This is a genomic window from Mesorhizobium sp. YL-MeA3-2017 (assembly GCF_030814575.1).
GTDB classification, from domain to species: domain Bacteria; phylum Pseudomonadota; class Alphaproteobacteria; order Rhizobiales; family Rhizobiaceae; genus Mesorhizobium; species Mesorhizobium terrae.
The window spans coordinates 5,290,494-5,317,044 of the sequence record NZ_JAUSVH010000001.1 but is presented as its reverse complement, the minus strand read 5'-3'; the positions used below and the strand labels follow the sequence as shown (position 1 = coordinate 5,317,044).

The 26,551-nt window shown below is 63.7% G+C and carries 23 protein-coding genes, 2 tRNA genes and 1 riboswitch; of the genes, 12 read left to right on the top strand and 13 right to left on the bottom strand.

Annotated elements, in window-relative coordinates; genetic code table 11:
* Positions 1-17 precede the first annotated feature (17 nt).
* The 3 genes from QFZ88_RS25170 to QFZ88_RS25160 form a co-directional block, all read right to left on the bottom strand.
* Entirely contained in the window at positions 18-686 is a 669-nt protein-coding gene (locus tag QFZ88_RS25170) for a protein-L-isoaspartate O-methyltransferase family protein (protein ID WP_024924822.1), read from the bottom strand.
* Positions 687-772: 86 nt separating this feature from the next.
* Positions 773-846 (bottom strand) — tRNA-Cys (locus QFZ88_RS25165).
* A 202-nt stretch (positions 847-1,048) separates the two neighbouring features.
* Positions 1,049-1,330 carry a hypothetical protein gene (locus tag QFZ88_RS25160; RefSeq protein ID WP_244431175.1) on the bottom strand — a complete coding sequence of 94 codons (282 nt, stop codon included), beginning with the start codon at positions 1,328-1,330 and terminating at the stop codon, positions 1,049-1,051.
* Between the two features lie 189 nt (positions 1,331-1,519).
* Here QFZ88_RS25160 and QFZ88_RS25155 point away from each other — a divergent pair.
* A tRNA-Asn gene (locus QFZ88_RS25155) sits at positions 1,520-1,594 on the top strand.
* Between the two features lie 160 nt (positions 1,595-1,754).
* Here QFZ88_RS25155 and QFZ88_RS25150 read toward each other — a convergent pair.
* Positions 1,755-2,045: a Dabb family protein gene (locus tag QFZ88_RS25150; RefSeq protein ID WP_024924820.1), complete on the bottom strand. Its 291-nt coding sequence runs from the start codon at positions 2,043-2,045 to the stop codon at positions 1,755-1,757.
* Between the two features lie 137 nt (positions 2,046-2,182).
* The gene (locus QFZ88_RS25145; protein ID WP_275040853.1) at positions 2,183-2,311 is read right to left on the bottom strand and encodes a hypothetical protein; all 129 of its coding nucleotides are present in this window, start codon (positions 2,309-2,311) and stop codon (positions 2,183-2,185) included.
* 298 nt (positions 2,312-2,609) lie between these two features.
* Between QFZ88_RS25145 and QFZ88_RS25140 the strand changes: the two genes are divergently transcribed.
* Complete coding sequence (locus QFZ88_RS25140) at positions 2,610-3,866, top strand: SAM-dependent methyltransferase (RefSeq protein WP_024924819.1); 1,257 nt, start codon at positions 2,610-2,612, stop codon at positions 3,864-3,866.
* 53 nt (positions 3,867-3,919) lie between these two features.
* On the opposite strand, the gene QFZ88_RS25135 is transcribed toward QFZ88_RS25140, so the two are convergent.
* Entirely contained in the window at positions 3,920-5,899 is a 1,980-nt protein-coding gene (locus QFZ88_RS25135) for a bifunctional 2',3'-cyclic-nucleotide 2'-phosphodiesterase/3'-nucleotidase (RefSeq protein WP_024924818.1), read from the bottom strand.
* 233 nt (positions 5,900-6,132) lie between these two features.
* Here QFZ88_RS25135 and QFZ88_RS25130 point away from each other — a divergent pair, with 233 nt between their 5' ends.
* Positions 6,133-6,798 carry a 5-formyltetrahydrofolate cyclo-ligase gene (locus QFZ88_RS25130; RefSeq protein WP_024924817.1) on the top strand — a complete coding sequence of 222 codons (666 nt, stop codon included), beginning with the start codon at positions 6,133-6,135 and terminating at the stop codon, positions 6,796-6,798.
* On the opposite strand, the gene QFZ88_RS25125 is transcribed toward QFZ88_RS25130, so the two are convergent.
* Together QFZ88_RS25125 and QFZ88_RS25120 are read right to left on the bottom strand one after the other, a co-directional pair.
* Positions 6,767-8,035 carry an NAD(P)/FAD-dependent oxidoreductase gene (locus QFZ88_RS25125; protein WP_024924816.1) on the bottom strand — a complete coding sequence of 423 codons (1,269 nt, stop codon included), beginning with the start codon at positions 8,033-8,035 and terminating at the stop codon, positions 6,767-6,769. The two genes, QFZ88_RS25130 and QFZ88_RS25125, sit on opposite strands and share 32 nt — an antisense overlap.
* A gap of 93 nt (positions 8,036-8,128) precedes the next feature.
* Positions 8,129-8,602: an Lrp/AsnC family transcriptional regulator gene (locus tag QFZ88_RS25120; RefSeq protein ID WP_024924815.1), complete on the bottom strand. Its 474-nt coding sequence runs from the start codon at positions 8,600-8,602 to the stop codon at positions 8,129-8,131.
* 158 nt (positions 8,603-8,760) lie between these two features.
* Here QFZ88_RS25120 and ald point away from each other — a divergent pair, with 158 nt between their 5' ends.
* The 4 genes from ald (at position 8,761) to gcvP (ending at position 14,652) form a co-directional block, all read left to right on the top strand.
* Positions 8,761-9,876, top strand: coding sequence for an alanine dehydrogenase (ald, locus tag QFZ88_RS25115; RefSeq protein ID WP_024924814.1), 1,116 nt, complete (start codon positions 8,761-8,763; stop codon positions 9,874-9,876).
* A 227-nt stretch (positions 9,877-10,103) separates the two neighbouring features.
* Positions 10,104-10,190, top strand: a riboswitch (glycine riboswitch).
* A gap of 155 nt (positions 10,191-10,345) precedes the next feature.
* The gene (gene gcvT / locus QFZ88_RS25110) at positions 10,346-11,446 is read left to right on the top strand and encodes a glycine cleavage system aminomethyltransferase GcvT (protein WP_024924813.1); all 1,101 of its coding nucleotides are present in this window, start codon (positions 10,346-10,348) and stop codon (positions 11,444-11,446) included.
* Between the two features lie 7 nt (positions 11,447-11,453).
* On the top strand, positions 11,454-11,822 hold the full coding sequence (gene gcvH, locus QFZ88_RS25105) for a glycine cleavage system protein GcvH (RefSeq protein ID WP_024924812.1): 369 nt from the start codon (positions 11,454-11,456) through the stop codon (positions 11,820-11,822).
* 16 nt (positions 11,823-11,838) lie between these two features.
* Positions 11,839-14,652 (top strand): aminomethyl-transferring glycine dehydrogenase, encoded by a 2,814-nt coding sequence (gene gcvP, locus QFZ88_RS25100; protein ID WP_024924811.1) that lies wholly within the window; start codon positions 11,839-11,841, stop codon positions 14,650-14,652.
* Between the two features lie 8 nt (positions 14,653-14,660).
* On the opposite strand, the gene QFZ88_RS25095 is transcribed toward gcvP, so the two are convergent.
* Positions 14,661-15,833 (bottom strand): GGDEF domain-containing protein, encoded by a 1,173-nt coding sequence (locus tag QFZ88_RS25095; protein ID WP_024924810.1) that lies wholly within the window; start codon positions 15,831-15,833, stop codon positions 14,661-14,663.
* A 228-nt stretch (positions 15,834-16,061) separates the two neighbouring features.
* On the opposite strand from QFZ88_RS25095, the gene parE reads away from it, so the two are divergent.
* Both parE and QFZ88_RS25085 read left to right on the top strand, forming a co-directional pair.
* The gene (parE, locus tag QFZ88_RS25090; protein ID WP_024924809.1) at positions 16,062-18,125 is read left to right on the top strand and encodes a DNA topoisomerase IV subunit B; all 2,064 of its coding nucleotides are present in this window, start codon (positions 16,062-16,064) and stop codon (positions 18,123-18,125) included.
* 29 nt (positions 18,126-18,154) lie between these two features.
* Positions 18,155-20,215, top strand: a complete 2,061-nt coding sequence (locus tag QFZ88_RS25085; protein ID WP_024924808.1) for an FUSC family protein — start codon at positions 18,155-18,157, stop codon at positions 20,213-20,215.
* Positions 20,216-20,287: 72 nt separating this feature from the next.
* On the opposite strand, the gene QFZ88_RS25080 is transcribed toward QFZ88_RS25085, so the two are convergent.
* Complete coding sequence (locus QFZ88_RS25080) at positions 20,288-21,004, bottom strand: endo alpha-1,4 polygalactosaminidase (RefSeq protein ID WP_051504805.1); 717 nt, start codon at positions 21,002-21,004, stop codon at positions 20,288-20,290.
* Between the two features lie 159 nt (positions 21,005-21,163).
* Complete coding sequence (locus QFZ88_RS25075; RefSeq protein ID WP_024924806.1) at positions 21,164-22,285, bottom strand: DUF2336 domain-containing protein; 1,122 nt, start codon at positions 22,283-22,285, stop codon at positions 21,164-21,166.
* Between the two features lie 148 nt (positions 22,286-22,433).
* Between QFZ88_RS25075 and QFZ88_RS25070 the strand changes: the two genes are divergently transcribed.
* Together QFZ88_RS25070 and QFZ88_RS25065 are read left to right on the top strand one after the other, a co-directional pair.
* A complete protein-coding gene (locus tag QFZ88_RS25070) occupies positions 22,434-22,886 on the top strand; it encodes a MaoC family dehydratase (RefSeq protein WP_024924805.1) in 453 nt (150 codons plus the stop codon).
* Positions 22,887-23,768 (top strand): HpcH/HpaI aldolase/citrate lyase family protein, encoded by an 882-nt coding sequence (locus tag QFZ88_RS25065; protein ID WP_024924804.1) that lies wholly within the window; start codon positions 22,887-22,889, stop codon positions 23,766-23,768. It begins immediately after the preceding gene.
* 18 nt (positions 23,769-23,786) lie between these two features.
* On the opposite strand, the gene QFZ88_RS25060 is transcribed toward QFZ88_RS25065, so the two are convergent.
* The gene (locus tag QFZ88_RS25060) at positions 23,787-24,380 is read right to left on the bottom strand and encodes a nitroreductase family protein (protein ID WP_024924803.1); all 594 of its coding nucleotides are present in this window, start codon (positions 24,378-24,380) and stop codon (positions 23,787-23,789) included.
* A gap of 159 nt (positions 24,381-24,539) precedes the next feature.
* Between QFZ88_RS25060 and QFZ88_RS25055 the strand changes: the two genes are divergently transcribed.
* A complete protein-coding gene (locus tag QFZ88_RS25055; RefSeq protein ID WP_024924802.1) occupies positions 24,540-25,502 on the top strand; it encodes a hypothetical protein in 963 nt (320 codons plus the stop codon).
* 28 nt (positions 25,503-25,530) lie between these two features.
* Here the strand turns inward: QFZ88_RS25055 and QFZ88_RS25050 are convergent, their stop codons facing one another.
* Positions 25,531-26,472, bottom strand: coding sequence for a lysophospholipid acyltransferase family protein (locus tag QFZ88_RS25050; RefSeq protein WP_024924801.1), 942 nt, complete (start codon positions 26,470-26,472; stop codon positions 25,531-25,533).
* Positions 26,473-26,551 lie beyond the last annotated feature (79 nt).

The window sequence follows — 26,551 nt, the reverse complement described above, 5'->3', positions numbered from 1 at the left end:
CCGCAAGAGCAAAACCGTTAGAATTCGAAAACTTGCACACGTTCGAATCCGGGTAGTGGCTTAATTGCCGCATTAAATGCACGCCGCCCAGTCGCAATTCCAGTAGTCTTCAAAAACAGACGCGCCACGCCGGCATTGCCGTGGCCCTGGACGGCAACAAGGCGCCCGCCTTCCGCAAGCTGGTCGAGCAGCCCCTGGGGCACGTCGTCGACGCTGCCGCCGATAAGAATCACATTGTATGGCGCTTTCTGCGCATGACCGTCGCGCATTGCGCCCGTGGTGACGGTGACATTGTCGTAGCCCAGCGATGCCAGCGTCGAACGTGCCGCATCGGCAAGGCTCGAATCGCTTTCCAGGGCAATGACGGATTTGGCGACGCGCGACAGGATGGCGGAGGAATAACCGGTGGCGCAGCCGATATCGAGCACGGTGTCGCCGGCATCGATCTCGGCCAGTTGCAGCAGCTTGGCCAGCGGCGACGCTTCCATCAGGTAGCGCGGCTCGCCGGAAACGCCTGAGATGCGGATATCCCCATCAATATAAGCGAGATCGCTCTGGCTCGCGGGCAGGAACGCCTCGCGCGGCACGGTGAGGAAAGCCTCGAGCAGCGGCGCGCTGGTCACGTCGGTGGTGCGAATCTGGCCATCGACCATCTTTACGCGGCGTTCGGAGAAATCAGCGCTCATGTCCCAGCCGTCCCGCTTCCGGCGCCAGTTTAGCGCCTACAGTCAACGGGAACGCCCTCCGGCACGAACAGCCGGCTATCGGGTGCTGGAGGCCTCGCCCGGAATCGAACCGGGGTGCAAGGATTTGCAGTCCTCTGCGTAACCACTCCGCCACGAGGCCTCATCGCTCCCGGCGTTCCACGGCGCTTCAATAGGTTGCGGGTTATTTTGCGTCAAGCGTGGAACGGCCATTCTGAATAATATCCTCGCTTCATTCTGAATGAGAATTAGCGAGACGCTCCTCTGAAATCGCATCGAACCACCCAACGACCCCGCATTGAACCTTGGGCCTTCTCCCCGTTGGCGAGAGCTCTCTCTCTACCTCACGACGGGCGACGGCGGCGTTCCCACCAGATCACGAAGCGGCGGCGGTGGCGGCGAATCATCGCGAATTCGTAAGACAGCACGAGCAAGCCGACCGGGATCATCCAGAAGCCGAGAATCGGCAAGAACCCCAACAGGCCGAACACAATGAAGACGACACCGATGGCGATGCGCAGCGCGCGCGATTGCGGCAGCGCGAACTCGCGCCCGAAGGCGGATATCTTGTGCTTCTTGCGGCGCGTCCCGGCCGCACCGTTCACGCTTTGCAGCGATTGACCCACTTTTGCTCCTCTGACCGGCCTCTCGCGGCCGTTTTGCAGCACTTTTGCCGATGTCGCCGCCTGATATGATGGTGCAGGACCGGGATTGCGAGAAAGCGTCGCACAAAAACCTTCGAAAAAATGCGAATTGCCGCTTTGCAAAGCCGGAAAGGGCGGCTATAGCCTCCCCCGTTCACACGAGAGCCCTGTTCCCCGGTAGCTCAGTGGTAGAGCAACCGGCTGTTAACCGGTTGGTCGCTGGTTCGAATCCGGCCCGGGGAGCCATTTTTCCAAAGATGGTAGCGTAGTCCGCCAGCGCAGAGCGTGTGGCGATTTCATGCGTCACCGGGGCGGACTGCCGGCGTCAACAGTCGGCGGGCGCGGAGGCTCAACTCCTCCCCGCAAAGGCTCTGAAGTGCTCTGAGTCTCTAAGCTGTTCTGAAAATTATCCGGCCGAAACGATATCGGCCGAGAAGCGCAATTCGCGCATCGGGCGCACCGTGCGCGTCGTTTCGGCGTAGATCGGATGCGCCTTGAAGGCGCTAAGCGCGGCGTTGTCCTCGAACTCGGCATAGACGACGATGTCGATTTCGTCCGACAGCGGATCGACCTTGGTGTTGAGCCCTACCTCGAACCGTTTCGAATGCGGGATGCCACTCAGCGCCAACAGGCCGTCGCGAACCTTCTCGACATCCTCGCCGGGCCGCGCGCTGAAGAAAACGATGTGCCGGATCAATCCAGTCTCCTTGGCGCGACGCGGAAATATCGGCGATGCGCCGATACCCTTATATGCCTGGGAGCAAGCTTCTGGGCCAGCCGCCGACTGGCGTCAACCGGCAGGTTGTCGCGGCGAACCGGCGCGGGCGCTGCCCTTCAACCGGTCACATAAGCGACCGCGTGTTTCGCGCTTCTTACCCCTGCATCGATGAAACGGCCCTGATTGTAGAGGCCGTCCCAGATCAGGAAGAACGCGATCGCGGTTATGGCGATGACGAGGCGCATGAGCCAAAGCTAAAATATTTGGATTACCACAGTTCTAACATGCAGCTTCCATTGGCCGAAAAGCTTCGCCGGCATATCGCTCGTCGCGTCTGGCTTATCGCTTGCCTCTTGCCAGCCAAGGCTGGTGCATGGAAAATCACCCGAGGATTCATTGGCAGGCGGGCGAGCGATTGCGCTGACCGCCGAATCGTTTCGAGGCGAATACGCCGCGCCACCCAATGAAAGAGGCGGCCGAACGACCGATGGACCCGGTCGGAAGCGGGAGAGAGGCCCGCTTGCAGACAGCCAGGGGGATGAGATGGTTCAAAAGGAACAGAGCGGAGGTGCGTTGCCGGAAGCCATCCGCCTCGACGAGCGCAATTTCGCCGATATCGTCAGAGGACTTCCGGCCAAGGCGCGCATGGTGCTCAATGCCGCGATGAGTTTGCCGCGCGGTTCGCTCAAGGTGCGCTTGCCGGACGGCCGCGCGTTGCTGGTTGGCGGCAAGGCACCCGGCCCGGACGCGGAATTGGTGCTGAAGAACTGGCGCCTGCCCGGCCGCGCTTTCGCCGGCGGCACCATCGGCGTGGCCGAATCCTACATGGATGGCGACTGGGAAAGCCCGGACGTCACCTCCTTCCTCGAACTGTTCGTGGTCAACACCGAGGCGGGCGAAAAAGTCGCCGGCGGCGCCAGCTGGTTCATCAACACCGTGCAGCGCATTCGCCATTGGTTGAACGAGAACACACGCACCGGCTCCAAGCGCAACATCTCGGCGCATTACGATCTCGGCAACGCCTTCTACCAGAAATGGCTCGACCCGAGCATGACCTATTCCTCGGCGCTCTATTCCACCGGCGCCAACGATCTTGAGAGCGCGCAGGCCGCCAAGTACCGCGCGCTGGCCAAGGATACCGGTATCGGCGCCAAGGATCATGTGCTCGAAATCGGTTGCGGCTGGGGCGGTTTCGCCGAATTCGTGGCGCGCGAGATCGGCTGCCGGGTCACCGGCCTGACGATCAGCCGCGAGCAGCACGATTTCGCCAAGGCCCGCATCCAGAAAGCCGGCCTCGCCGAAAAGGTCGATATCAAACTGCAGGATTATCGCGACGAGACCGGCAAATATGACCGCATCGCCTCGATCGAAATGTTCGAGGCGGTCGGCGAAAAATACTGGGCGACCTTCTTCGGCAAAGTGAAGGAGTGCCTGAAACCCGGCGGTACGGCGGGGTTCCAGATCATCACCATCAACGAAGCGGCTTATTCGACCTACCGGCAACGGCCGGACTTCATCCAGCGCTATGTGTTTCCCGGCGGCATGCTGCCGACGCCGACCATCCTGAAGTCGCTGGGTGCGGATCACGGTCTCGCTTATCTGCGCGAACGCGTCTTCGCGCAGGACTATGCCCGCACGCTGGCGGAATGGCGCCAGCGCTTCTGGGGTTCATGGGAACGGATCGTGCCGCTGGGCTTCGACGACCGCTTCAAGAAGCTCTGGGAGTTCTATCTCCACTATTGCGAAGCGGGTTTCCGCGCCAGCTACATCGACGTGCGCCAGGTCGTCTACAAGGCCTGACCGGCGGCCATCCGGCCTCTGGTCGTCCCTTCAAGGCCGATGGACAGCCGGCCTCACAGCAGAATGCGGTATCTGGCGAAGCCGCCTTCGCCGTCACCTGCCGGCTCGATCTTCAGGGTCTTCACCTGGGCAATGAAGTCCTTGGCCTTTTGCCCCGTCTCGAAGATGACGCTGGTGCCCGGCAGCGGCGCAAACGACCAGTTGCCGTCGGCGGACGGGTTAATGGTGCCCTCGGCCACAATGTAGCGCACGATCACGTCGCGGTTGGTATCAGGCGCCTGGTAGATGATCTTGCTTTCGTTGATGCCGGGGAAATTGCCGCCGCCGCCCGCCCGATAGTTGTTGGTGGCAACCACGAATTTCCCGGCCGGATCAATAGGCTTTCCTCCGAACATCAAGTCGACGATGCGGCTGGAGCCGGCATTGATGACATTGCCCTTGGCATCGTATTTCGGCGGCTTGGACAGATCAATCCTGTAGGCCACCCCGTCGATGACGTCGAAATTGTATGACGGGAAATCGGTGTTGATCAGCGGCTGGTCGGCCTTGCCCGGTTCGACCTCTTTGAAGATGCCGGCCGACATTTCCAGCCATTCCTTCACCTCGGCACCTGTGATCTCCACCGCGCGCACCGTGTTCGGATAGAGGTAGAGGTCGGCGACATTCCTGATGGCGATATCGCCGGCCGGCACGTCGGTATAGTAGTCGGCGCCGCCACGGCCGCCCGCCTTGAACGGTGCCGCCGCCGACAGCAGCGGCACATCCTTCCATTTCGTGTTCTTGAGGATGTCCTTCAGATACCAGCTCTGCGCCTGGCTGACGATCTGCACCGACGGGTCATCGGCGACCAGCGAAAAATAGGAATAGAGCGGCGCCGAGGTCTTGCCGACCGGGCGGCGGACATAGGCAAGGGTCGCCTCGTGGTCGGCCTTCAGCGCCTCGGTGATGCGCTGATCGTCGCCGACGGTCGCCTTGTTCTTGTTGTCGACGCGTTCGTAGATCGGCCGCGCCTCGGAGGTTGCCGACACGACACGCCATTTATTGCCGTCGCGCTCCAACAAAAGGTCGACCAGGCCCATATGCGAGCCCCAGAACCCGGCCATCACCGCCGGCTTGCCCTGCAAGGTGCCTTTGTCGGCATCGACGCCGGCGAGTTTCTGGAAATCCTTCTTGCCCGGGAAGACAAGGTGCTGATGGCCGGTGAAAACGGCGTCGATGCCCTCAACCCCGGCGACGAAGAAGGAGGCGTTCTCCATCATGTCGCCTTGCTTGATGTCGATGCCGGAATGGGAGAGCGCGATGACGATATCGGCCCCCTCCTCCTTCATCTGCGGCACCCAGGCCTTGGCCGCCTCGACGATGTCGCGTGTTCTGACATTGCCTTCGAGGTTCTTGGCGTCCCAGACCATGATCTGCGGTGGCACGAAGCCGATGATGCCGATGCGGATTGGATGCTCCGCGCCGGACCCGTCCTTTATCTTGCGGTCGAGGATGACATACGGTTCGAGATAGAGCTTGTCGGCACGCGGGCTGGAGCCGAGTTCGGTGCCGCGGATGAGATTGGCGCAGACGAACGGAAAATTGGCGCCGGCCAGAACCTTGTCCAGGAAGGACAGACCGTAGTTGAACTCGTGATTGCCGAGCGTCGAGCAAGCGTAGTCGAGCAGGTTCATGCCCTTCATCATGGGATGAACATCGCCCTCCTTCATGCCACGCTCATAGGCCGCGTAGTCGCCCATCGGGCTGCCCTGCAGCAGGTCGCCATTGTCCAAGAGCAGCGAGTTGACCGCCTCCTTGCGCACCGCGTCGATGATCGAGGCCGTGCGTGCCAGCCCCATCGTGTCGTTGGGCTTGTCGGCGTAGTAATCGTAAGGCAGCACGTTCACATGGATGTCCGTGGTCTCCATGATCCTGAGATGAGCCTGGTTGGCGGCAGCACGCGCCGAGAAGGGATGAAGCACAGACAGCACTCCAGTTGCGGCGACGCCCGCCAAAAGGGCGCGGCGGGAAATCGGTGGAAGCAACTCGGGCATGGTCGGTGATCTCATCGCTTGCGTGTTTCCTGCCCCTGACGCCCGATCAAATCTCGCGCCAAAAGCCATGCAAGTCCAGCAGGGGTACGTGACATCCACGCGACCGGCTTAAAACATCCGGTCCAGATCGGCGATTGCGACCTCTTCGAGTAGCGATATGTCGTGATACGATAAACTTCGGCGTATGAATTGGCGTAGGCTGTACAGTGTCGATCCACGCAAGGGAGATCGGGATGAGCAACGATGACGAGGCCGGGCCAGCGCAATATTCCTCGCCGCCCTGTTTCATGCATGAACTCGATCCGGCCTATCGGCCACCGCTTTCGGAATGGGCCGATGTTCGGCGCTGGCGCAAGGCCGAGCGCGAACGGCTGATCGCGGCACGACTTGCCACATCGGCGGACGCGCGCACGGCAATGGCCGCCAACATCGCCGAAGGACTCGATGCCGCTATCGGTGATGTTTCAGGCAAGATGGTCAGCCTGTACTGGCCCTTCCGGGGCGAACCTGATCTGCGCGGCTGGATGGAAACGGTCAACGAGCGCGGCGGACGAACGGCGCTGCCCATCGTCGTCGACAAAGGCCAGCCGCTGATCTTCCGCGCCTACCGGCACGGCGACAGGCTGGACCGTGGCGTCTGGAACATCCCGATCCCGGCCGAAGGCGATCCCGTGCTGCCCGACGTCGTCATCTCGCCGATCGTGGGCATCGATCCTGATAACTACCGGCTTGGCTACGGTGGCGGTTTCTTCGACCGCACGCTGGCCTCACTGCCCCGCAAGCCGCTGGTCATCGGCGTCGGCTACGAGTTGCAACGCATCGTCACGATCTATCCGCAACCGCATGATATCCCGATGGATATGGTCGTTACGGAGACGAAGGCTGCCGGCCCTGCGTGATCAGCCGCGCGCTGCGCTGGCCGGTTGCGTAAATCCATAGCCAGTTCATCGCGACCGCGAGCCGGTTGCGAAGGCCGATCAGGAAGAAGATGTGGGCGATGCCCCACAGCCACCAGGCGGGCCAACCGGTGAAGGAAATCCGGCCGAAATCGATCACGGCGGCTCGTTTACCGATCGTGGCGAGATCGCCCTGGTGCTTGTAGACGAAGGGCCGCTTTGCATCATTGCCCGCCAGACGGGCCTTCAGCGTGGCGGCGACATGGCGACCGGCCTGCTTGGCGGCCGGGGCGATGCCGGGCACGGGACGGCCGTCGGCGCGCTTGACCTGCGCCGTGTCGCCGATGACGAAGATGTCGGGATGGCCCGCCACGGTCAGATCATCCTCGACGATCGCCCTGCCTGCCCGGTCGGCTTCCGCCCCCAGCCACTGCGCTGCCGGGGAAGCTGCTACACCGGCCGCCCAGATGATGTTGCGCGCGGCCAGATGTCGCCCACCGAAGACGACGCCGTCGGCGTTGCAGGACGACACGGCATGGCCAAGCTCGACGGTGACGCCGAGGCGCTCCAGCGCCCGTTTGGCGTAGGCTGAGAGATCGGGCCGAAACGCGGCCAGGATGCGGTCACCGGCCTCGACGAGAACGACCTTGGTGTCGCGCGTGTCGATGTTGCGAAAATCGGCGCGGAGCGTGGCGTGCGCCAGTTCCGCGATGGTGCCGGCGAGTTCCACGCCGGTCGGCCCGCCGCCGATGATGACGAAGGTGAGCAAGGCATTGCGGGCTTCCGCATCGGTCTCGCGCTCGGCCTGTTCGAAGGCGCGCAGCACATGGCGCCGGATCGTCGTCGCATCCTCCAGCGTCTTCAATCCCGGTGCGAACTGTTCCCACTCGTCGCGGCCGAAATAGGAATGGCGCGCGCCGGTGGCCAGCACCAGCGTGTCGTAGGCGATGGTATCGCCGTCATCCAGCACCACACATTTGTTCGCCTTGTCGACGCCGGTCACGGTGGCGAGCAGCGTGGTCACCGCCTTCTCGTGACGCACCAGGTGGCGGATCGGCCAGGCGATCTCGGAGGTCGCGAGTGAGGTGGTAGCGACCTGATAGAGCAGCGGCTGGAAAAGATGGTGGTTTCGCTGATCGATCAGCGTGACGCGCACCGGCGCCTTGCCGAGGGCCCGCACCAGTTCAAGACCGCCAAATCCGGCGCCGACCACGACGACATGATGCAATTCACTGTTCATGAAACACCTGTTGCGCAATGCAACAGAAATGCGGGCGCGCAAGGCCGATTTCAAGCAGCCCGGCGACTATGCCCACAAGCAACTGGCGTAACGTCACGCCATCTCGGGTTTCAGCCCCATCGCCGTGCGGTCGACGATCTCGCGCAGGGCGAAGGACGAGTTGATCTTCGTCACATGCGGCATGGCCGAAAGCCATTCCTTGTGGATGCGCTCATAGTCAGCAAGATCGCGCGCGGCGATACGCAGGATATAGTCGTATTCGCCCGACATCAGGTGGCAGGACAAGACGTTCGGGCATCGCTTGATCGCCGTTTCGAAATCCGACAGCGTCTTTTCGAACTGCCCCGACAGCGATATATGCACGATCGCCGTCATCTGGTGGCCAAGTGCTGCGTTGGAAAGACGCGCATGATAGCCACGAATAGCACCGGATTTTTCCAAATTGTCGAGCCGGCGCGAGCAGGCCGACTGAGACAGGCCCACCCGCTCCGCAAGGGCCGCATTGGGGATCCGGCCATCCTTCTGCAAAGTGTCGAGTATGGCGATATCGATCTTGTCGAGCGGCATTGTTCGCGATTCCTGCGAAGAAGTGTTATATTTGCGCAAGGATTATCGATAATCACGTTTGCCGACAAGCGTATTCGCAAACACATGCGTGTCGATTGGTGGTTCACTGTTTCCCTTACAGGGAACAGGCCTGCAAAGGCCGAGAGGAGATCACTGAAATGCGCGTCGGTTGCCCCAAGGAAATCAAGAACCACGAATATCGCGTCGGACTGACGCCGGGCTCGGTTCGCGAATATGTCGCCCATGGCCACGAAGTGCTGGTTGAGACCGGCGCTGGTGCCGGTATTGGCGCCGACGACAATGCCTACCGCGCCGCCGGCGCCACCATTGCAAAGACCGCCAGCGACGTGTTCGCCAAGTCGGACATGATCGTGAAGGTCAAGGAACCGCAGCCGAACGAATGGGCGCAGCTGCGCGAAGGCCAGATCCTCTACACCTATCTCCACCTCGCTCCCGATCCGGAACAGACCAAGGGCCTGCTGGCTTCCGGCGTGACGGCCGTGGCCTATGAGACGGTGACCGACGACCGTGGTGGCCTGCCGCTGCTGGCGCCGATGTCGGAAGTTGCCGGCCGCCTGTCTATCCAGGCCGGCGCCACCGCTCTGCAGAAGGCCAATGGCGGCCGCGGCGTGCTGCTTGGCGGCGTGCCGGGCGTGCTGCCGGGCAAGGTCACCGTTCTCGGCGGCGGCGTCGTCGGCCTGCATGCCGCCAAGATGGCGGCCGGCCTCGGCGCCGACGTCACCATCATCGACCGTTCGATCCCGCGCCTGCGCCAGCTCGACGACATTTTCGGCGGCCGCGTCCACACGCGCTACTCCACCGTCGAGGCGCTGGAGGAAGAGTGCTTCTCGGCCGACATCGTCGTCGGCGCCGTGCTGATCCCCGGTGCCGCCGCTCCGAAGCTGGTGACGCGCGAAATGCTGTCGGGCATGAAGAAGGGCTCGGTGCTGGTCGACGTCGCCATCGACCAGGGCGGCTGCTTCGAGACCTCGCATGCCACCACCCATGCAGACCCGACTTATGAGGTTGACGGCGTTATCCACTATTGCGTCGCCAACATGCCAGGTGCCGTCCCGGTCACCTCGGCGCATGCGTTGAACAACGCCACGCTGCATTACGGCCTGCAGCTTGCCGACAAGGGCCTCAAGGCCATCATCGACGACCATCACCTGCGCAACGGCCTCAACGTGCACAGGGGCAAGATCACCAACCGCGCCGTTGCCGAAGCGCTCGGCTACGAGATGGTCGAGCCGAAGGCCGTGCTGGCCGCCTGACGATCACGGGCGGCAACCGCCGCCCGGTCATGTTTTCCTCCCAGCCGCCGAGGCGCAGTTCCGTCTCGGCGGTTTTTTGTTCCAGGTGGATGACGGTGCGCCGCAATCACTTTCCGGTGCGAAGCGTGCTCGCAGGCTCGTCTCCCTCGACAAAAGACGTCGCACACAGGTGACATTCCGTCGCGGTAGGGCTAAGGATGAGTCGTCTGGGGCTTCGCAAGAGGCCTCACCTGTTTGCGGGAGAGAGCAGCATCCGCTGCCGCCGAAGGGGAAATCGCCCGAAATCTCTCAGGCAAAAGAACCGTAAACAGGAAAGACACTCTGGAAAGTCGGGGGCAGCCAAAGCCCTCGCGCCGAAGGTGTAAGCGCTTCCGACAGAGTTCCGGGGCGCGAGTCTCTCAGGCTTCAGACAGAGGGGCACGGAGCGGTCGCATCCTGCGGCCGGTCATTGTGCTGCTCTGGAGAAGATATGACGGGCGATACCACCAAGACCCTTCCACTCGAGGATTTGCATAGAGCCGCGGGCGCCAAATTCGGTGCCTTTGCCGGCTGGTCCATGCCGCTGACCTATCCGGCCGGCGTCATGAAGGAACATCTGCACACGCGCGAACATGTCGGCTTGTTCGACATCTCGCATATGAAGCTGCTTGAGGTGGCGGGACCAAGCGCCATAGCCGTGCTCAACCGGGCTTGCCCGATCGACGCCGGCAAACTGGAAATTGAGCATTCCAAATATACGTTTTTCCTGAACGAAAATGCGGGCATCATCGATGACCTGATTATCACCCGCATCGCAGCCGATCGTTTCATGGTCGTCGCCAATGCAGGTAATGCCGCCACCGACGAGACGCATTTGCGCGCCGTCGCGAGTAATCACGATGTCCAGATCACGCCGTGGGACGTTGTCTTCCTCGCGATCCAGGGACCCGAGGCAGCCGCAGTGCTGTCGAAGGCGGGAATAGGCACTGAATCCCTCGCCTTCATGACCGGCCAGCAACGCCAGGTTCGCGGTTTCATCAGCCGTTCCGGCTACACTGGCGAGGACGGCTTCGAGATCGGCTTGCCCGAGCACGGTGCCCGCGAGCTTGTCACCAAGCTTCTCAACGATGATCGGGTCATGTGGATCGGCCTTGCCGCCCGCGACAGCCTGCGCCTCGAAGCCGGCCTTTGCCTGCACGGCAACGACATCAGCCCGGATATCAACCCCGCCAGCGCGGGCCTGATGTGGGCGGTGCCGAAGGAAATTCGCGCCGACGGCACCTTTATCGGCGCCGAAGCCCTGCGCGGCATCGTGGCGACCGGCCCGGCGCAGAAGCGCGTTGGCCTGAAGCCCGAAGGCCGCCAGCCGGTACGCGGCGGCGCTGCCCTGTTCGACGCCGACGGCAATCCGGCCGGCACCGTCACTTCCGGTGGCTTCGGTCCCTCGGCCGGCCATCCGGTCGCCATGGGCTACGTCTCCACCCCGCTGGCCAAGGCCGGCACCAAACTCTTCGCCGACGTTCGCGGAACCAAAATTCCGGTCGAAGTCAGCGCCCTTCCCTTCACGCCTCATCGCTACCGCAAAGGATGATTTGAAAATGGCCAAGACCTATTTCACCGAAGACCATGAATGGCTGAGCGTCGACGGCAACGTCGTGACTGTCGGCATTACCGACTACGCACAGGAACAGCTTGGCGACCTGGTGTTCGTCGACCTTCCGGAAATCGGCCGCAAGCTGACCAAAGGCGAGACCGCTGTCGTGGTCGAGTCGGTCAAGGCGGCATCGGACGTCTACGCGCCGCTCGATGGCGAAATCACCGAAGTGAACGGCGCGCTGTCCGGCGATCCCGCGCTGGTCAATTCCGCCGCCACCGGCGACGGCTGGCTCTGGAAGATGAAGCTCGCCGACGAAGGCCAGCTTGCCGGGCTCCTCGACGAGGCCGGCTACAAAGCCCATATCGGCTAAGGCAGGACACGATATCATGACTGCATCACCCTACCCCTTCTCAACCCGGCATATCGGGCCGAGCGTGACCGATACCCGGACCATGCTGGCGACGATCGGCGTGCCATCGGTGGAAACGCTGATCTCGCAGGCCGTGCCGAAATCGATCCGGCTGAACCGTCCGCTCGACCTGCCGGCACCCGCTTCCGAAGCGGAAGCGCTGGCCGAGCTCGCCGCGAAAATGTCGACCAACGTCGTGCTGAAAAGCTTCGTCGGCCTCGGCTACCACGGCACGCACACGCCGCCCGTCATCCTGCGCAACCTGTTCGAGAACCCGGCTTGGTACACGGCTTACACGCCCTATCAGGCCGAGATCAGCCAGGGTCGCCTGGAGATGCTGTTCAACTTCCAGACGCTGGTGACGGAACTCACCGGCCTGCCGGTGGCGTCCGCCTCGCTGCTGGACGAGGCCACTGCGCTGGCCGAAGCCGTCGGCATGGCCTTCCGCCATCACCGCGACAAGCGCAACAAGGTCGCTTTCGCCAACAAGCTGCATCCGCAGACCCGCGACGTCGTCGTTACCCGCGCCGAACCGCTCGGCATCGAGGTCGACGGCGACACGATCGATGAAGACACCGCCGCTCTCGTGGTTGCCTGGCCGGACACCTATGGTGTCTATGGCGACCATTCGGCCAAGATCGCCGAAGCCAAGGCCGCCGGCGCGGTCGTCATCTTCGTCGCCGATCCGCTGGCACTTGTTGTCAGCGAGACCCCGGCGACCCTTGGCGCCGACATCGCGGTCGGCTCCATGCAGCGCTTTGGCGTGCCGATCGGCTTTGGCGGCCCGCACGCCGCATATTGCGCGGTCTCCGACAAGCTGACGCGCCTGATGCCCGGTCGTCTGGTCGGCCAGTCGGTCGACTCCAAGGGCCGGCCCGGCTTCCGCCTCGCCTTGCAGACGCGCGAGCAGCACATCCGCCGCGACAAGGCGACCTCCAACATCTGCACGGCGCAGGCGCTGCTCGCCAATATGGCGACCGCCTATGCCATCTGGCACGGCCCGGAAGGACTGCAGGCGATCGCCGACCATGTCCACGGCCTGACTGCCCGGCTGGCCGCTGCCTTGAAAGCCAAGGGGCACACAGTTCTGGGCGAAAACCGCTTCGACACAGTGACGGTCGAGGTGAAGGGACAGGCCAAGGCGAAGGCCAAGGAGGCCCAGACGGACGGACGCCTGCTGCGCATGGTCAACGACGATCTCGTCGGCATCTGCTTCGACGAGACCTCGACCGAGGCCGATCTGCAGGCCGTGGCCGCGCTGTTCGGCGCGACCGTTCCCGAGAAGGCGGATCGCCGGTTGCCCGGCAAGCCGCGTGCGATAAAGGGCTTCCTGTCGCAACCGGTCTTCCACCAGAACCGCTCCGAGACCGACATGATGCGCTTCCTGCGCAAGCTGGCGGACAAGGACCTGGCGCTCGACCGCACCATGATCCCGCTCGGCTCCTGCACCATGAAGCTCAACGCAGCGGCCGAGATGATCCCGGTCAGCTGGCCGAGTGTCGCCAACATGCATCCCTTCGCGCCGAAGGCCCATTCGAAGGGCTACAAGGCAATGACGGACGACCTCGAGCGTTGGCTGGCGGAGATCACCGGCTTCCAGGCGGTGTCGCTGCAGCCCAACGCCGGCAGCCAGGGCGAATATGCCGGTCTCCTGGCAATCCGCCACTATCATCTGTCGCGTGGCGATACGCATCGTAACATCTGCCTCATCCCCTCCTCCGCGCATGGCACCAATCCGGCAAGTGCCGCGATGGCCGGAATGGAAGTGGTGGTGGTGCGCTGCACCGAGAGCGGCGATATCGACATGGAGGACATGCGGGCGAAGGTTGCCGCCCACGCCACCAATCTGGCGGCGCTGATGATCACCTATCCCTCGACGCACGGTGTGTTCGAGGAGGGTGTGAAGGAACTCTGCCAGCTCATCCATGACAATGGCGGGCAGGTCTACCTTGATGGGGCCAACCTCAACGCCCTGGTCGGCCTCGCCCGCCCGGGCGACATCGGCGGCGACGTCTGCCATATGAACCTGCACAAGACCTTCTGCATCCCGCATGGCGGCGGCGGTCCGGGCGTTGGCCCGATCGGCGTCAAGTCGCATCTGGCGCCGTTCCTGCCCGGTCACATCGATCACGGTACGGACCACCCGGTTTCGGCGGCGCCTTACGGCAGCGCGTCGATCCTGCCGATCACCTGGATGTATATCCGCATGATGGGCGCGCAGGGTCTCAAGCAGGCGACCGAGGCGGCCATCCTGTCGGCCAACTACATCGCGAGAAAGCTGGAGGCGCACTATCCGGTGCTCTACAAGGGCGCCAACGGGCGGGTCGCGCATGAGTGCATCCTCGACACCCGCGTGTTGAAGGACAATGCCGGCATCACCGTCGACGACGTCGCCAAGCGGCTGATCGACTACGGCTTCCACGCACCGACCATGTCGTGGCCAGTGGCTGGAACGCTGATGGTGGAGCCGACCGAGTCCGAACCCAAGCCCGAACTCGACCGTTTCTGCGAAGCGATGATCTCGATCGCCAACGAAGCGGCAAAGGTCGCCAAGGGCGAATGGCCGAAGGACGACAATCCGCTGGTCAACGCCCCGCACACCGCGACCGAAACGCTGGCAGGCGACTGGACCCATCCCTATTCGCGGATGGAAGCCGCCTATCCGGCTTCGGACCCCGACACCGCCGCCAAATACTGGCCGCCGGTGTCGCGCATCGACAACGTCGCCGGCGACCGTAACCTGGTCTGTTCCTGCCCGCCGGTGTCGGAATATCTCGGCGCCGCCGAATAAGGCGCCGTTCAGGCACGCCGGGCGGGGCGATGAACCGGCCCGGCGATCCACCCGTCGACAGCGACGCGGTTGCGGCCCGCGCGCTTTGCCTCATAGAGCGCGCGGTCGGCCCTTGTCAGCATGTCACTGAGCGTCACGCCGCCCGGTTTGCCAAAGGCGACACCGGCGCTGACGGTGCAGCGCAACGGCCCTGCGGGGGTAACGATTTCCTCCGCGGCGAAATCCACAAGGATGCGGCGCGCCGTCGCTTCGACGTAATTGCCCTCGACACGAGCGATCACCAGCGCGAACTCCTCGCCGCCCAGCCGGAACGCGCTGTCGCCGGCGCGCAGGCTCCCGCTCATCACTTCAGCGAAGCGCCGCAACACATCGTCGCCCGTCGAATGCCCATGGACATCGTTGGTGTTCTTGAAATGGTCGAGATCGAACATGACGACGGCCATCTGCTCGCCGAAGGCCTTTTTCGGATAGTCCTCGACCAGGGCGCGACGGTTCCGCAATCCGGTCAAAGCGTCGGTCAAGGCTTCCGAGCGGTGGCGGGCCGCGGCACGCAGATTGTGCATGGTCATCGGCAGCGCGCCGAGGGCTGTCAGGCACGCCACGGAAATGATGATGTTGATGCGCTCCGCCCAATTGTCGGGCGCTCCGCCGAGCACCCAGCGGCCGTCGACGAGCAACACGATGCCGCACAAGGCGAACGAGACGGAGCAAATGCCGAACAGCGTCGACATCAGCACGATCAGCGCCGGGAACTCGGCGCGGTTCTGCCAGAAGATCCAGCCGATCCACACAAGCAGGATGGTCGACCACAGATATTCCGCCATGAAGGCGGCGCCATCCAGCCCGACGACCATCAAGAAAGTGGTAGAGAGGATCGACAGCCCGACCGCCAGCGGGGCCTGGCGTGTGACCTCCGAACGTCCGTAGAACTGCGCCGCGGCGATCAGGATGAGCGAGAAGCCGGTCGGAAGGAGCGCAAGCGTCAACGCACCGAGCCAGGGCCTCGGCTCAATGCCGTAGCGCCAGAACGCCACCACATGCATGGCAAGCAGTGCCAATCCCATCGAGGCCGTCAGGAAATACCGGCTCTGGCGCGTTGCTGTCCAGATGACCAGCATGGTTACGCTGAGACATGCTCCCGACAATGCTGCCGCAAGCAGCAAGGACTGAAAGTCCAGCATGGCCCCGCTTCCCCGATATTCAACGCCGTCGGCGTCATACCCTATGATCGCCGATCTTGGGCCAAGCTAGCATGAACCGACACGAGAAACTTACGAGATGGTTTACGAGACCTCTCTGTTCAGGGTAGACGGTCGGCCGCCATGAACGGAACACGAACCGCCGTGATCCGGCCGGCAAAGCGTGCCAATATTGTTTCCTGATTCGTTTTCCAATATTCCCGGCCTTCCATGGACGAAATGAACGACCTATTCGGCAATCCGGACAAGCAGCCCCAGCAGCAGCCGCGCGCGACATCGCGACCGGCCGATCCGCTCGTGCAGGCAGCCAAGCGCGCCCAGCCAGCAACCAAGGATGGCAGCGAGGGCTATAGCGCCGCCGACATCGAGGTGCTGGAAGGCCTTGAGCCGGTGCGCCGCCGGCCCGGCATGTATATCGGCGGCACCGACGAGAAGGCGCTGCACCACCTCTTCGCCGAAGTCATCGACAACTCGATGGACGAAGCGGTGGCAGGCCACGCCACCTTCATCGAGGTGGAACTGGATGCCGAAGGTTTCCTCACCGTCACCGACAACGGTCGCGGCATCCCGGTCGACCCGCATCCGAAGTTCAAGGACAAGTCGGCGCTCGAAGTGATCATGACGACGCTGCACGCCGGCGGTAAGTTCGACTCGAAAGTCTACGAAACCTCGGGCGGTCTGCACGGCGTCGGCGTGTCGGTCGTCAACGCACTGTCGGACGTTTGCGAGGTCGAGGTGGCGCGCGGTCGCAAGCTCTACCGGCAGCGTTTTTCGCGCGGCATACCGCAAGGCGGCCTGGAGTTCCTGGGCGACGTGCAGAACCGGCGCGGCACCAGGACACGCTTCCATCCCGATCCCGACATCTTCGGCAAGGGCGCGCATTTCGAACCAGCGCGCATCTATCGCATGGCCCGCTCGAAGGCCTATCTGTTCGGCGGCGTCAACATCCGCTGGTCGTGCGACCCCGCCCTGATCAAGGACAAGGACCCGACGCCGGCCAAGGCCGAATTCCATTTCCCCGGCGGTCTCGGCGATTATCTGAAAGCCTCGCTCGGCGACGAGATGCAGGTCACCCGCGAAATCTTTGCCGGGAAGAGCGACAAGCAAAGCGGCCACGGCTCGGTCGAATGGGCGGTCACCTGGTTTGGCGGCGACGGCTTCGTCAACTCCTACTGCAACACCATCCCGACCGGCGATGGCGGCACTCATGAGATGGGCTTCCGCAACGTGCTGACGCGCGGCCTGCGCGCCTATGCCGATCTCGTCGGCAACAAGCGCGCCTCGATCGTCACCAGCGAAGACGTGATGATCTCGGCCGCCGGCATGCTCTCGGTCTTCATCCGCGAGCCCGAATTCGTTGGCCAGACCAAGGACAAGCTGGCGACGGTCGAAGCGATACGTATCGTGGAATCGGCGCTCCGCGATCCGTTCGACCACTGGCTGGCCGACAATCCGCAGGAAGCCTCCAAGCTGCTCGACTGGGTGATCGCCCGCGCCGACGAGCGCGTGCGGCGGCGTCAGGAAAAGGAAGTTTCGCGCAAGAGCGCGGTGCGCAAACTGCGGCTGCCCGGCAAGCTGGCCGACTGCACGCAGAACGCAGCCGCGGGCGCGGAACTGTTCATCGTCGAGGGCGATTCGGCCGGCGGCTCAGCCAAGCAGGCGCGGGATCGCGCGATGCAGGCGGTGCTGCCGCTGCGCGGCAAGATCCTCAACGTCGCCAGCGCCGGCAATGACAAAATGGCCGCCAACCAGCAGATTTCCGATCTGGTCCAGGCACTCGGCTGCGGAACCCGCTCCAAATACCGCGACGAGGACCTGCGCTACGACCGCGTCGTCATCATGACCGACGCCGACGTCGACGGCGCCCATATCGCCTCGCTGCTCATCACCTTCTTCTACCAGGAGATGCCGCAGCTGATCCGTGGCGGTCATCTCTTCATGGCGGTGCCGCCGCTCTACTCGATCCGCCAGGGCGGCAAGATCGCTTATGCCCGCGACGACGCCCATAAGGACGAATTGCTGCGCACCGAGTTCACCGGCCGCGGCAAGGTCGAGATCGGCCGCTTCAAGGGCCTTGGCGAGATGATGGCCAGCCAGCTCAAGGAAACGACCATGGACCCGAGGAAGCGCACGCTGCTCCGGGTCGACGTGCTGGACGAGGAAACGGCGACCAAGGATGCGGTTGACGCGCTGATGGGCACCAAACCCGAGGCACGCTTCCGCTTCATCCAGGAGCGGGCGGAGTTCGCCGCGGCGGATGCGCTGGACATCTGAGGTTTTCGCCCTGGCCCGGAGATGAAGCCGTGAATTGGGCGACGCTTAAGGAACGGGTCGATGCGACCTTCGCCGGATCGCTTCAGCCGACCCGTTCCGACTGGATCTTCGCGCTGCGGACGACAACGGCCGCACTGATCGCACTGTTCGCCGCCTACGCACTCAAGCTCGAACATCCGCAATGGGCGATGATGACGGTGTTCATCGTCGCCCAGCCCGTTGCCGGCATGGTGCTGGCAAAAGGGTTCTACCGGCTGGTCGGCACGATCGTCGGCGCGGCTGCCGCCATCGGCGTCACCTGGCTGTTCGGCGGCAGTCCCTGGCTGTTCGTGGCCGTGCTGTCGCTGTGGATCGGGCTCTGCACGCTCGTCTCGTCGCTGCTGCGCAATCCTGAGGCCTATGGAGCCGCACTTGCCGGCTATACGGCGATGATCATCGGCCTGCCTGCCTTCGGCCAGCCGCATCTCGTCACCGAACTCGCCTCCGCTCGCTGCATCGAAATCGTGCTAGGCATCGTCTGCGCCGCCATAACAAGCCGGCTCATCCTGCCCAAGCTCGCCGGCTCCGCGATCAACGCCCGGCTACAGCGCAGCATCCTTGATCTCGCGGCCTATACCGAGGGCGCCTTTTCCGGCGCCGATCCGGCCAAACTCGACGCCACCTACCGCAAGCTGATCGCCGACACCCAGACATTGGGAGAGATGCGGGCCTATGCGCGGCTGGAAGCGCCGAGCCTCGCCACGCGCGCTCATCCGGTGCGCCGCACCATTGGCCATCTTCTGTCGGCGCTGTCGGCCGCGCGCATGCTGCACAGCCACGCCGCGCCGCAAAATGCCGCCCTTCTGCCCGTGCGCAGCCAGCTGAAGGCACTGGTTTCCGAACTGTCCAGCACGCCGCATGCGCTTGGCGATACGAAGCCCTGGATCGAAAGGCTCGATGCGATCGCCAGCGAAGCGCGTCGCATTCCCGACGGTCTCGCCGGCGAAGGCGAGGACCCGGTCGGCACCGTCACGCGCCTGACCGTCGCCGGTGAATTCGCGCAGTCGTTGCGGGAGACACTGCGCGGACTGGACGCACTGCGCCGTCCGAAAACCGAAAGGGCGATGCGCGAGCGCCGACAGCCGGCGCTGGTGGTGCATCGCGACCACCACGCAGCCTGGCGCAACGCCATCCGCGCAACGGTCGCCACTATGCTCGTCGCCGCCTTTTGGCTGGCGACGCGATGGTCGGAGGCGGCGGGCACGGTCATCCTCGTCGCCGTCGTCTCCAGCCTGTTCGCGTCCCGGCCCGCCCCCGCGCAGGTCGCCTGGGGTTTCTTCAAGGGCTCGCTGCTCGCCTTGCCCTTCGCCTTCCTCATCGGCCAGCTTGCCTTGCCGCTTCTGCCCGGTTTCGGCTGGTTCGCGCTGTTCGTCGTACCGGTTCTGGTTCCTGCCGCCCTAGCCATGGCCAATCCGCGCCTTGTCGGCGTCGCCACGGCCTTCGCGATCAACTTCCTCGCCTTTCTCAGCCCGCATCAGGGCATGGCCTATGATCCGGCCGGCTTCTTCATCGGTCCGGTCGCGGCGCTGGTCGGCATGCTGATCGCCATCGGCGTCTTTCTGGTCGTGCTGCCGGTCGACCCCAGGGTCACCGTCAATCGCATCGCTGGTGCCATGCGCGAGGATCTGGTGCGTCTCTGCCTGCATGAGCGCGTTCCGCGCCGCTCGGCTTTCGAAAGCCTTGCTTATGACCGCGTCAACCAGCTGATGCCGTTGGCGCAGCAGGCAGGCCGCAAATATGAAGGGCTGTTCGAAGGCAGCATCGCCTCGGTGACGGTCGGGCTGGAAGTGCTGCGCCTGCGCGCAGAACAGGCGGCCGGCACGCTTCCACCGGCGCTGACGGTTTCCATCGCCGAGTCGCTGCGACAGTTGGCGCGCGACCTTCTGGTGCGCGCGCCACGCGAATCCTGGAAGACCGGCATAGCCGCGATGCGCAAGGATGCCGCCGATATCGCAGCCGCCGGCGGCGCGGAGGCGCTGCGGATTGCGGCATCGCTGCGGGTGATCGCGGCGGCCGTCGAGGATTATCCCGACTTCTTCCGCAAGGACTAGGATCAGGACCTGTTCCGCACGAGCCACGTTCTAGCGAGCGTGTTACCAGGCCGGAGCGATTTCCAGCACCGGCTATTGCCGGGCAGGCCGATGCTTGACGCAGTGATCGTAACGGTAACCCTTGCGCTGTGCGGGTTTGAGTTCGCGATCGCGAAGAACGGTATCGCGTGGCGTGGTCGGGGCCGCGCAGATGTCGGCAAAACGCCCGCGAAGATCATCGACATATTCAATGTTGATGACCTGCTCGCCGTAATATCGTGTGTACCCGGCGCATTCGTCGTAGCGGTGGCATTCCTCGGAAACCGAGAAATCGAACCCTATCTGCTTCCGCTCCCGGTCGGAAAGCTGTGGTGCATTCTTTTGTCCAGCCGCCAGTCCGTGCCCATGAGCGGCACTCACCAGCAATGTTGCGAATGCGACCGCATCTTCGTGTTTGAGCGCACCGTTCGACCTTGTGAAGGAATCCAGATTGTCGAACTCGACGGCATTGAACCCTGCGCGCGCGCAACCGGAAATGGTGACGGCAAGGCGCTCCAGGATAGCGGCTCGGCGCTTCTCCGAAGAGATGTCGAGAAGATGTTCATCCGGCCATTCCGGATCGACAAGCGGTTTACCCTTGCTGTTCTTGACCAGAAGGTCGAGCGGCCACGCGACACCGGGCTGTGTCTGGAAACCATTGACATAGCATATGTTGTACAGACCTCGGGCCGGCGTAGCGGTGCTGTCGCGCACGACGACATTTGTCCCGGCGGGAGGGTCATAGGCTCCGCCAAGCTGGTAGTCTGCCATGGCGTCGGAGGGAAGCGGCTTGAATGCCTGAGCGGCTCCGGACAGTTCTTCCGCCGAGCTTGCCGTTCCAGAGCACAGGATCAGCGTTGCAGTGACAAAAATCCAATTCGGTCGATGCATGGTCCCGCGTCATCCATAGCCGATGCCTGTCAGCCAAGATTAGGCGGCGGCGATGGCCAATGCATGACCGCGCGCGTTCTGACGCAGCGCATCGAGGTGGATCGACTTCACCAGCGCGGCCAAGTCGCCCTCGGCGCCCTGCCCACCCAACTCCTTCAGCATCAGCCAGCTGACTTCCTGTACGCCGGCGACGCGCTTGCCATTGGCAACCTCGCGCCAGATCTTGAGTGCCTGCAGGATGATGCCATGCGTTGCCTTGGAAAGACCGGCGGACGCAAACAGCGCTAGCAGCGCAACGTCGTTGCCGCCGGCCAGAAGCGCGCTCACCCGCTGCTCCGATTGTCCGGTGAGCGCCACCAGCGCGGCGCCGAAGAAGTCGACCTTGCCGTGAGCGACGGTGCGAATGATGAATGAGGCCGTCAAATCGCCTCGCAGCCGCAGATGCTCGACCAATGCGCGGTGTTCGACTGCCTGGGTGCCGTCAATAAGGGTGACGGAGGCCTTGATGCAGGCATCGCGCATGACGCGTTCGGCCCGCGCCGTTCCCATCAAGGCAAGCACCAGCGGAGCCCCCCGGAGCGCCTCGCCCAGCTTGACGAGCAGCATGTGGCGGCAGTCCGCGGGCAAGGTCTCGTGGGCGATCAGCGCCTCGCGAAGCGCCGGCAGATGGCCGTGCCGCTCGGCGATGCGCCTGTAGCTCATCGAGGCGATAACGGCGCCGTGGTTCGCAAGAAGCGTCAAGCACGCCTCGGCTTCGCCGATCTCGGCGATCGCGGCAGCAACGGTCATGGAGACGGAGGGCCGGTCGGCAATGAGCTTCTGCGTCGCCTTCTGGCCGGCGGCGACACGATCGATCAGGTCGGCGTCGGTCAGCAATGGCGAGCGGGCCAGAACCACCGCGGCCACTTCGGGCTGGTCGGAGGCCAGTGCCGCGATGATCTGGATCGGCGCATGATGGCTCATCGACAGCGCCTCGGCCATCGCGGCCCGCACCTTGGACGAGGCATCGTCGAGCAGGAATGTCAGTGCCGCCTCGGCGGCGCAACGATCCTCGAACGGCAGGTCGCGGTTGACATAGGCACGGGCCAGCGCACTCGCGGCCGCGGCGCGCTCGGAGACCTTCGCCGTGGCAACCCATTTGAGGAAATGAGAAACAACCATATCCACCCACTTGCACTCGCACCGGACCCCATCCGGCAACCCTGAAAAGACGTTAGGCAGAAATGGTTTACGAAGCGTTCACCATAATTCTTAACCAGCTTGCGGGGGCTGTTGGCTAAGCCTATCAAGCAGGAAACGGAGGATCGACATGGCCGGGCTCTATCTGGAGGAATTCACCGTCGACCGGGTTTTCCAGCACACGCTGCGCAAGACCGTGACCGAAAGCGACAACATGCTGTTTTCGGTGATGACGCTCAATCCGCAGCCGTTGCACATCGACTTCGACTTCGCGTCCAAGACCGAATGGGGCCGGCCGCTGGTCAACTCGCTGTTCACGCTCGGCCTGATGATCGGGATTGCCGTCAACGACCTTACCGTCGGCACCACGGTGGCCAATCTCGGCATGAAGGAAACCATCTTTCCGCATCCCGTCTTTCACGGCGACACGATCCGCGTCGAAACGACGGTGGTCTCGGTTCGCGAATCGAAATCGAAGCCCGATCGCGGCATCGTCGAGTTCGAGCACCGCGCCTACAACCAGAGCAATGTGCTGGTCGCCAAATGCATCCGGCAGGCGATGATGCTGAAAAGGCCGGCCTGAATGCGCTCCCTGCTGTTCGTTCCAGGCGATTCCGAGCGCAAGCTGGAGAAGGGATTCGCATCTCAAGCGGACGTCGTCATCGTCGATCTCGAGGATTCGGTGGCGCCGCAGAACAAGGCCGCGGCGCGCGCGGTAGCCTCAAGCTTCATCGCCGAGCATCGCGCTGCTACGAAAGCGGCCATCTATGTACGGGTCAACGATCTGACGTCGGGACTGATCGACGACGACCTGGCGGCGCTGGTCGGCGCGCAGCCCGACGGCATTATGTTGCCGAAATCGAATAGCGGGCAGGATGTCCAGCACTTGTCGGCCAAGCTGCGCGTCCATGAAGCGCGCTTCGGCCTGCCCGACGGGGCCATCCGCATCCTGCCAATCATCACCGAGACGGCCGCGGGCGTGCTTGCCGCGTCGACCTATGCCGGCACCGGCAGCCGGCTGTCCGGGCTGACCTGGGGCGCGGAAGACCTTTCGGCGGCGATCGGCGCCCGCCAGGCGCGCGACGGCAACGGCCACTACACCGATGTCTTCCGGCTGGCGCGCGCGCTGACGCTTTTGGCGGCATCCTCAGCCGAAGTGGCCGCCGTGGACACGGTGTTTCCCAATTTCAGCGACATGGCCGCGTTCGAGGCCGAATGCGTGGAAGCCGAACGTGACGGCTTCACAGCCAAGATGGCCATCCATCCCGCCCAGGTGCCGGTCATCAACAAGGCCTTCACCCCGTCGCGCGAGGCGGTCGAACGGTCCGCGGCGATCGTCGCCGCCTTTGCCGCGGCCGGCGATCCAGGCGTGGTCGGCATCGACGGCAAGATGTACGACCGGCCGCATCTGCGGCTGGCCGAACGCCTGCTGGCGCGGGCCAAAGCCGCTGGCGTCGCGGTCTAGCGACGCCCCTCCCCGGCATCAGCCGGCGGTCGGCTTCCACGGACCGGCGTAATCCGCATAGAGCTTGGCCGGATCGGGTCGCGGGCGCTCCGGCGCGGTGCCGGCGAAGGTACCGATATGCACGAAGCCGATGACCCGCTCGTCGGGCGCCAGACCGAGCAGCGCCCGGCCCTCGGGGACATCGGAATACCAGTTGCTGATCATGTTGGTGCCGTAGCCGAGCGCATTGGCGGCCATCATCAGGTTCATCGCGGCCATGCCGCCGGACAGGAATTTTTCCCATTCCGGGATCTTGGGGTGCGCCTTGGGCACGGAGACGATGCCGATCACCAGCGGCGCGCGCGAGAACCGCGCGAGCTCCTGATCGCGCCGCACATCGCTCAATGGCCCTTCCCGGCTTTCCGCCAGCGCGGCAAGCTGCTTGCCAACCTCGACCCTGGTTTCACCGCGATAGAGGATGAAGCGCCACGGCTCCAGTTTGCCATGGTCCGGGACGCGAGAGGCGGCGGCGATGATGGTGGCGATTTCGGCATCCGAGGGCGCCGGCGCCTTCAGTTCAGGGATGGGAGCGGAGTTTCTGGTCAACAGGTAGTCGAGGATCGGCTGCTTCACGGGCGCTGTGCTCCTGGATTCGGTTGTGGGCTGAAGCGCGCGATCGGCATATCGGCAGCTTTGGCGACGGCGCCGGCGGCGCCGCAAAAGAGCGATATCCGGTCGACCGGAGACTCTTCAGCCTTGAAATTGCCACCGCCTTGGGCTTCAACGCAAGGCATGTTCTTCGGGCTTCGTCGTCTTTTGCCGACCGCGCTGGGGGCCACGCTTTGCGTGGCGCTGGCGGCGACCGCCCATGCCAAGGACGCCGACGCGCTCGACAAGCTCAAATTGCCCGGCATGTCGACCTATGCGGCACCGCGTGGCGAGGGCCAACTTGCGCGCGGCGAAGGCGATATCCAGCTCAGCGCGCAACTGACCGACAAGGGCGAAGACATCACGCGCGGCCTGGTCTGGCGCGTCTTCAAGCCCGAGCCCGGCACTGACGGCAAGCTGCCGCTGGTCGCCTCTGCGCGTGGTGGGACGGCGGCCTTCCAACTGGAACCCGGCAGCTATCTGGTGCACGCTTCCTACGGCCGCGCCGGCGCCACCAAGCGCATCACGGTCGGGCGCGAACCCAAACGCGAAAACCTCGTGCTCGATGCCGGCGGGCTCAAACTCGATGCCACGCTTGCCGGCGGCATCCGTATCCCTTCCGACAAGCTGCGCTTCTCGATCTATGAGAGCCGCTCGGGCAAGGACGACGAGAAGGCGCTGATCATCCGCAACGTGCAGCCGAATTCGGTGGTGCGGCTCAATGCCGGCGTCTACCACGTCGTTTCCAACTATGGTTCGATCAATGCCGTCATCCGCTCCGACATCCGGGTCGAGGCGGGCAAGCTGACGGAAGCCACGGTCGAACACCGGGCGGCCGAGATCACCTTGAAGCTGGTGCGTGAGCCCGGCGGCGAGGCGCTGGCCGACACGTCATGGTCGGTGCTCAACGAATCGGGCGATTCGATCAAGGAAGCCGTCGGCGCCTTCGCACCCATGGTGCTGGCCGAAGGCAACTACACCATCATCGCCAAGAACCGCGACCGCATCTACCAGAAAGACCTCACCGTCGACGCCGGCAAGAACGGCGAAGTCGAGGTCGTGGCGTCGGAGGCGTCGGCCGTCGACCCTGCCGAAGGCGCCGACTGATCCCGGCAATCGTGATTTCAGCGTGACCTCAGGCTGCCGCGCGACGGAACCGGCGCGGCAGGAACTTGGCGCGTCGCTCCGGCTGCGAAGGTGCCAGATCGAAGACCGCGCGATGGAGCCTGGCCAGCAGGATCTTGCGATCGCGCAGCGGCTCGAATTCCTCGGGCGGCAACGTCTTGCCGATACGAACCTCGATCGCGCGACCCGACAGGCGCGCGAATTCGCGGATCAGCAGCGATATCCTGAGCGTCAGAGAAGCCTTTCCGACGAGACGCGCCAACCGCCCCTCGCGCTCGGCCAGGTTCATCGGCCGGCTGACGAGATGAAAAAGCCGCCCGTTCTGCCCGGAAAAATGCATCGGAATGACCGCCGCCTTGGCTTCTTGCACGAGCCGTGCCGGAAACATCTTCCACGGCAGGTCCTGAGCGCGGCCAAATCCTTTGGGAGCAGTCGCGACGCCGCCAGCCGGGAAGATGACGATGGTCACCCCTTCCTTCAGGAGCCGCATCGCTTCGTGGCGCACGGCCATGTTGGCTTTCACCGCCTCCTTGGTCTCCGAAAAATCGACGGGGAGCGAATAAGGCTCCATTTCGCGGATCCGCAACAGATCCTTGTGGATCATGACGCGAAATGGCCGTCCGAGCTTCTCGGCCAGCGACAGGACAGCAATGCCGTCGCCGATGCCGTAGGGGTGGTTGGCGACGATAACCAATGGAGCATCGGGAAGGTCGACCGGTGGCCATTGGTCGGCGCAGCGCATGCCCACGTCGATCAGGTCGAGCATTCGGCCGAAGACGCGGTCTCCGGTCGGCACGATGTTGCGGCGCCAAAGATCGTAGAGTGCTGCGAAACGATCGCGCCCCGACAGGCCTTCGACCGAGCGGATGAACCAGCGCGTGAAAACCGGCTGTCCGGCATTGGCGTAAGACAGTTCCGGAAAGGGTCTTTCGCGCGATCTGAACTTCATCATAGGCCTGTCATTTAATCGTCTTGCGTGACGCCGATGTGAAAACGGCGGTGGATCCCCACCGCCGTTCGCTGGAAGCTAT

Coding starts and splice junctions, on each gene's coding strand:
- QFZ88_RS25170 (WP_024924822.1), bottom strand. CDS start 686: ATGAGCGCTGATTTCTCCGAACGCCGCGTAAAGATGGTCGATGGCCAG.
- QFZ88_RS25145 (WP_275040853.1), bottom strand. CDS start 2,311: ATGCGCCTCGTCATCGCCATAACCGCGATCGCGTTCTTCCTGATCTGG.
- QFZ88_RS25140 (WP_024924819.1), top strand. CDS start 2,610: ATGGTTCAAAAGGAACAGAGCGGAGGTGCGTTGCCGGAAGCCATCCGC.
- QFZ88_RS25135 (WP_024924818.1), bottom strand. CDS start 5,899: ATGCCCGAGTTGCTTCCACCGATTTCCCGCCGCGCCCTTTTGGCGGGC.
- QFZ88_RS25130 (WP_024924817.1), top strand. CDS start 6,133: ATGAGCAACGATGACGAGGCCGGGCCAGCGCAATATTCCTCGCCGCCC.
- QFZ88_RS25125 (WP_024924816.1), bottom strand. CDS start 8,035: ATGAACAGTGAATTGCATCATGTCGTCGTGGTCGGCGCCGGATTTGGC.
- QFZ88_RS25120 (WP_024924815.1), bottom strand. CDS start 8,602: ATGCCGCTCGACAAGATCGATATCGCCATACTCGACACTTTGCAGAAG.
- ald (WP_024924814.1), top strand. CDS start 8,761: ATGCGCGTCGGTTGCCCCAAGGAAATCAAGAACCACGAATATCGCGTC.
- gcvT (WP_024924813.1), top strand. CDS start 10,346: ATGACGGGCGATACCACCAAGACCCTTCCACTCGAGGATTTGCATAGA.
- gcvH (WP_024924812.1), top strand. CDS start 11,454: ATGGCCAAGACCTATTTCACCGAAGACCATGAATGGCTGAGCGTCGAC.
- gcvP (WP_024924811.1), top strand. CDS start 11,839: ATGACTGCATCACCCTACCCCTTCTCAACCCGGCATATCGGGCCGAGC.
- QFZ88_RS25095 (WP_024924810.1), bottom strand. CDS start 15,833: ATGCTGGACTTTCAGTCCTTGCTGCTTGCGGCAGCATTGTCGGGAGCA.
- parE (WP_024924809.1), top strand. CDS start 16,062: ATGGACGAAATGAACGACCTATTCGGCAATCCGGACAAGCAGCCCCAG.
- QFZ88_RS25080 (WP_051504805.1), bottom strand. CDS start 21,004: ATGGCAGACTACCAGCTTGGCGGAGCCTATGACCCTCCCGCCGGGACA.
- QFZ88_RS25075 (WP_024924806.1), bottom strand. CDS start 22,285: ATGGTTGTTTCTCATTTCCTCAAATGGGTTGCCACGGCGAAGGTCTCC.
- QFZ88_RS25070 (WP_024924805.1), top strand. CDS start 22,434: ATGGCCGGGCTCTATCTGGAGGAATTCACCGTCGACCGGGTTTTCCAG.
- QFZ88_RS25065 (WP_024924804.1), top strand. CDS start 22,887: ATGCGCTCCCTGCTGTTCGTTCCAGGCGATTCCGAGCGCAAGCTGGAG.
- QFZ88_RS25055 (WP_024924802.1), top strand. CDS start 24,540: ATGTTCTTCGGGCTTCGTCGTCTTTTGCCGACCGCGCTGGGGGCCACG.
- QFZ88_RS25050 (WP_024924801.1), bottom strand. CDS start 26,472: ATGATGAAGTTCAGATCGCGCGAAAGACCCTTTCCGGAACTGTCTTAC.